Origin of the sequence: Streptomyces sp. SID5785, assembly GCF_009870065.1 — a bacterium.
Lineage (GTDB): Bacteria > Actinomycetota > Actinomycetes > Streptomycetales > Streptomycetaceae > Streptomyces.
This window is the reverse complement of record NZ_WWIA01000222.1, coordinates 1-4,797: the sequence shown is the minus strand read 5'-3', so window position 1 is coordinate 4,797 and position 4,797 is coordinate 1. Positions and strand designations below refer to the sequence as shown.

Sequence of the window (4,797 nt, the reverse complement as noted above, 5' to 3'; positions counted from 1 at the left end):
GTGTCGACGCCGGAAGCCGTGAAGATGTCGGCCAGCGCCTGACCGCTCTTCAGATACGTGTCGTAGACGGGCAGTCCGGTCGCCGGGTCGTCGTAGCGCCCCTCCGAGCCGCCCGCCTGCGCCGTGCCCCGGAAGCCGTGCTCGGGCCCGAACACCGCCTTCAGGTCGACGCGTTCGTCCCCGTGCATGACGTCGACGATGTGCCGCACGTCGCGGGTCACGCCCGTCGGGTTGGTGACGACGCCGACCTTCTCGCCGGACAGCATCCGGTACCCGTCGGCCTCCAGCCGTTCGAAGCCGGTGCGCAGGCCAGGACCGCCCCCGTGCCCGTGCCCGTGACCGGGCGCGGCACCCGCCGTGCCGCTCCCGGCGCCCAGTGCGCCCGCCACCCCCGCGCTCGCCGCGAGCAGCACCCGTCTCGACACGTTCATGCAGCAACCTCCGTGATCACCCGGAACTGGCACCCGCACGCTAACGCCCCGGCCCGCGTCGGGGAACGCACCGTGCGGGGATCCGTCGCAGGGAACCCCTTTCCCGGCGACATACCGACTGGTTAGTCTGCTCGGGCAACGAGAGCCGCTGAACGTCGAAGGAGACCGATGGTGGAGAGTCTGCAGGGCCGGTCAGTCGTGGTCACGGGCGCGGGCGGAGGCATCGGCGCCGCCCTCGCCCGCCGCTTCGCCGCCGCCGGAGCCCGCCTCGTCGTCAACGACCTCGACGCCGACAGGGCCGCCTCCGTCGCCGCCGAGACCGGCGCCACCGCCGTCCCCGGCGACGCCTCCGCGATCGTCGACGAGGCCCGGGACGCGCTCGGCGGCACCGTCGACGTCTGGTGCGCCAACGCGGGCCTCGCGTCCGGCGGCACGGAGGCCGCGGACCCCGAGGTCTGGGCCGCCGCCTGGGACGTCAACGTGATGGCACACGTCCGCGCCGCCCAGGCCCTGCTCCCCGGCTGGCTGGAGCGCGGCAGCGGCCGCTTCGTGTCCACTGTCTCCGCCGCCGGACTGCTCACCATGATCGGCGCCGCGCCCTACAGCGTCACCAAGCACGGCGCCTACGCCTTCGCCGAGTGGCTCTCGCTCACGTACCGCCACCGCGGGATCAAGGTGCACGCCGTCTGCCCGCAGGGGGTGCGCACCGACATGCTCACCGCGGCCGGGTCGGCCGGCGAGCTGGTCCTCGCACCGACCGCCATCGAGCCCGAGGACGTCGCCGACGCCCTGTTCACCGGCATGGCCGAGGACCGCTTCCTGATCCTGCCGCACCCCGAGGTCGCCGGGTACTACGCGGGCCGCGCCGCCGAGCCGGACCGCTGGCTCACCACCATGAACCACATCCAGCAGAAGTGGGAGGCCGGCCGGTGACCGAGTCGATCTACGCCGCGAAGCCCTGGCTGGGCGTCCTCGACGAGGCCCAGAAGGCCCCCGTCACCCCGCCCGCCACCGTCGTGCACGCCTTCGCCGACGCCGTCGGCCGCGCCCCGGACCGGACCGCCCTCGCCTACTTCGACGGCCGCGTCAGCTACGCCGAGCTCGACGCCCTGTCCGACTCCGTGGCCGGGCACCTCGCCGCCCGGGGCCTCGGCCGCGGCGACCGCGTCGCGATCATGCTGCAGAACTCGCCGCACTTCGTGATCGCGCTGCTCGGCGCCTTCAAGGCCGGGGCGATCGTCGTCCCCGTCAACCCCATGTACAAGGCCGGCGAGATCGGACACGTCCTGCACGACGCCGAGGTCAGCGCCCTCGTCTGCGCCGACCGGGCCTGGGAGGCGTACCTGCGCGACGCCGCCGCGGACGCGCCGGTGCGGATCGTCCTCACCGCCTGCGAGCTCGACCTGCAGAGCCGCGACGACGCCCGCGTCCTCGGCTTCGCCCGCGTCACCCCGGTGCCGTCCGACGCCGACGACCTGCTGACCGTCGCCCGCGCGGGCGCCCCCGCCCCCGCGGACCGCGCCCTCACCGCCGACGACATCGCTCTGATCAGCTACACCTCGGGCACCAGCGGCACCCCCAAGGGCGCCACCAACCTGCACGGCAACATCACCTACAACGCCGAGCGCCAGCGCACCGGACTCGGCGTGCCCGAAGGCGCCACGTACTTCGCGCTCGCGCCGCTCTTCCACATCACCGGCATGGTCTGCGAGCTCGTCGCCTGCGTCGCCAACGCGGGCACGCTCGCCCTCGCCTACCGCTTCGAGCCCGGGGTCGTCCTCGACGCCTTCGCCGAGCACGAGCCCGCCTACACGGTCGGCCCGTCCACCGCGTTCATGGCGCTCGGCGCCCAGCCGCAGGCCACCCGCGAGCACTTCGCCTCCTTCCGGTCCCTCTCGTCCGGCGGCGCGCCCGTGCCGCCCGCGCTCGTCGAGAAGTTCCGCGCCGCCTTCGGCCCCTACCTCCACAACGGGTACGGGCTGACCGAGTGCACCGCCCCCTGCGCCTCCGTGCCGCCCGGCACCGAGGCACCGGTCGACCCCGTCTCCGGCACGCTCGCCGTCGGCGTTCCCGGCCCCGACGGCATCGTGCGCATCGTCGACGAGCAGGGCGCAGACGTGCCCTTCGGCGAGCAGGGCGAGATCGCCGTCCGCGGCCCCCAGGTCGTGCCCGGCTACTGGCGCCGCCCCGACGCCACCGCCGAGGCCTTCCCCGACGGCGAGCTGCGCACCGGCGACATCGGCTTCATGGACGCGAACGGCTGGCTGTACGTCGTCGACCGCAAGAAGGACATGATCAACGCGTCCGGCTTCAAGGTGTGGCCGCGCGAGGTCGAGGACGTCCTCTACACCCACCCCGCCGTGCGCGAGGCCGCCGTCGTCGGCATCCCCGACCCCTACCGCGGCGAGACCGTCAAGGCCTACGTGAGCCTGCGCCCCGGCACCGACGCGACCCCCGACGAGCTGTCCCTGTACTGCAAGGAACGGCTCGCCGCGTACAAGTATCCGCGCGAGGTCGAGGTCCTGCGCGAGCTGCCGAAGACCGCGAGTGGGAAGATCCTCCGGCGGGAACTGCGTTCACCTGACGCATGACCCGCACGGCCGGCGCGCGCCGGCCGCGCGATCCGGACCGACCGGACCGACCGAACAGACCGAACAGACAGTGAAGGCAGGTGGCGGCAGTGCCCAGGACGACGACGGACGGCGACGGGACGCCCGTTCCGCAGCGACTCCTGGCGGCCGCCACCCGGCTGTTCGCCGAGCGCGGCTACGACCGGACCTCGGTCCAGGAGATCGTCGAGTCGGCGGGCGTCACCAAGGGCGCCCTCTACCACTACTTCGGATCCAAGGACGACCTGCTGCACGAGGTGTACGCGCGCGTGCTCCGGCTCCAGCAGGAGCGGCTCGACGCGTTCGCCGACCTCGACCAGCCCGTCGAGGAGCGGCTGCGGGCCGCGGCCGCCGACGTCGTCGTCACCACCATCGAGAACCTCGACGACGCGTCGATCTTCTTCCGCTCCATGCACCACCTCGGCCCGGAGAAGAACAAGCAGGTGCGGGCCGAGCGGCGGCGCTACCACGAGCGGTTCCGGGCGCTGATCGAGGAAGGTCAGAGAACGGGCGTCTTCACCACCGCGACCCCGGCCGACCTCGTCGTCGACTACCACTTCGGCTCGGTGCACCACCTGTCGACCTGGTACCGCCCCGACGGCCCGCTCACCCCGCAGGAACTCGCCGACCAGCTGGCCGACCTGCTCCTTCGGGCGCTGCGCCCGTAAGCCGCTCGAGCAGCGCCCCGGCCGCCGGATTGCGCGGCCGGGGCGCCCGGCCGGCCAGCAGCACCTCGCGGCCCGGCTCCGGCTGCCGGATCGCCACGCACGGCAGCCCGGCGGCCTCGCCGATCCGGCGCGGCACGATCGCCACCCCGATCCCGGCCCGCACCAGATCCACCAGCAGGCCGATCTGCGTCACGTCGCAGGTGATACGCCGCTCCAGACCGCAGTGCGCGGCCAGTCTGCGCACCGCCGTCTCGAGCCCCGTACCGGCCCTGAAGTCGACGAACGGTTCCGCCGCCAGGTCCTTGATGAGCGTGCGCCCCGCCGAGGCCAGCGGATGGCCCGGCGCGGTGACCAGGACCAGGTCCTCCTGCCAGGCGCCGAACGAGGCGAGGCCGTCCGGCAGCGGGCGGGCGTCCGGCGCGAGGAACGCCAGGTCGAGCTCCCCGGTCCGCAGCCCCTCGATCAGCTCCTCCACCGGAGCCTCCCGCACCGACACCTGGATGCCGGGCAACTCCCGGTGGAACGCGGCCAGTTCCGCCGCCAGGTCGACACAGGTCAGCGTCTGGATCGTCCCGATCGCCAGCCGGCCCGCGCCGAGCCCGGCGACCCGGGCCACCGCCTCCCGCGCGGAGGCGGCCCCGGCGAGCAGCTGCCGTGCCTGGGGCAGCAGGGCGCGGCCGGCCTCGGTGAGCCGGACGCGGCGGCCCGTCCGGTCGAACAGCTCCGCGCCCAGCTCCCGCTCCAGGTTCCGTACGGAGGTGCTGAGCGCGGACTGCACGATGAGCTCGGCGCGGGCCGCCGCGGTGAAGCTTCCCTCGGTCACGACGGCCACGAAGTGGCGCAGCTGACGGATCTCCATCCATCTATTCTATGGATCGGTCCGAGCGAAACGATCTGTTGGACCGGTGGGTGGGGCGGCGCCAGGCTGGACGCATGGAGCAGATGACCCGGGCGGTGGCCCGGCCCTTGGCGTGGCTGCGGAGCTTTGCGCGGCGCTTGGCGTCGCTGGATCACGCGGGGGGTGGGGGGTACTGAGCGGCTGTCCGGCGGGTGCGGGTTCGGTGGGGGCTGGTCGCGCAGTTCCCCGCG

Annotated in this window: 5 protein-coding genes; 3 read left to right on the top strand and 2 right to left on the bottom strand. The window is 73.7% G+C overall.

The annotated features are described in order from the left end of the window. On the bottom strand, positions 1-431 hold a 431-nt coding region (locus GTW43_RS06830; RefSeq protein ID WP_161300722.1), incomplete at its 3' end, for an exo-beta-N-acetylmuramidase NamZ domain-containing protein. Between the two features lie 168 nt (positions 432-599). Here GTW43_RS06830 and GTW43_RS06825 point away from each other — a divergent pair. From GTW43_RS06825 to GTW43_RS06815, 3 genes are all read left to right on the top strand, one after another. Then, positions 600-1,364, top strand: coding sequence for an SDR family oxidoreductase (locus GTW43_RS06825; protein ID WP_161300721.1), 765 nt, complete (start codon positions 600-602; stop codon positions 1,362-1,364). Then, positions 1,361-3,022, top strand: coding sequence for an AMP-binding protein (locus tag GTW43_RS06820; RefSeq protein WP_161300720.1), 1,662 nt, complete (start codon positions 1,361-1,363; stop codon positions 3,020-3,022). The genes GTW43_RS06825 and GTW43_RS06820 overlap by 4 nt, the downstream gene beginning before the upstream one ends. Positions 3,023-3,111: 89 nt before the next feature. Beyond that, on the top strand, positions 3,112-3,708 hold the full coding sequence (locus tag GTW43_RS06815) for a TetR/AcrR family transcriptional regulator (RefSeq protein ID WP_161300719.1): 597 nt from the start codon (positions 3,112-3,114) through the stop codon (positions 3,706-3,708). Here the strand turns inward: GTW43_RS06815 and GTW43_RS06810 are convergent. Then, positions 3,647-4,567: a LysR family transcriptional regulator gene (locus GTW43_RS06810; protein WP_161300718.1), complete on the bottom strand. Its 921-nt coding sequence runs from the start codon at positions 4,565-4,567 to the stop codon at positions 3,647-3,649. The two genes, GTW43_RS06815 and GTW43_RS06810, sit on opposite strands and share 62 nt — an antisense overlap. Between the last annotated feature and the right edge of the window lie 230 nt (positions 4,568-4,797).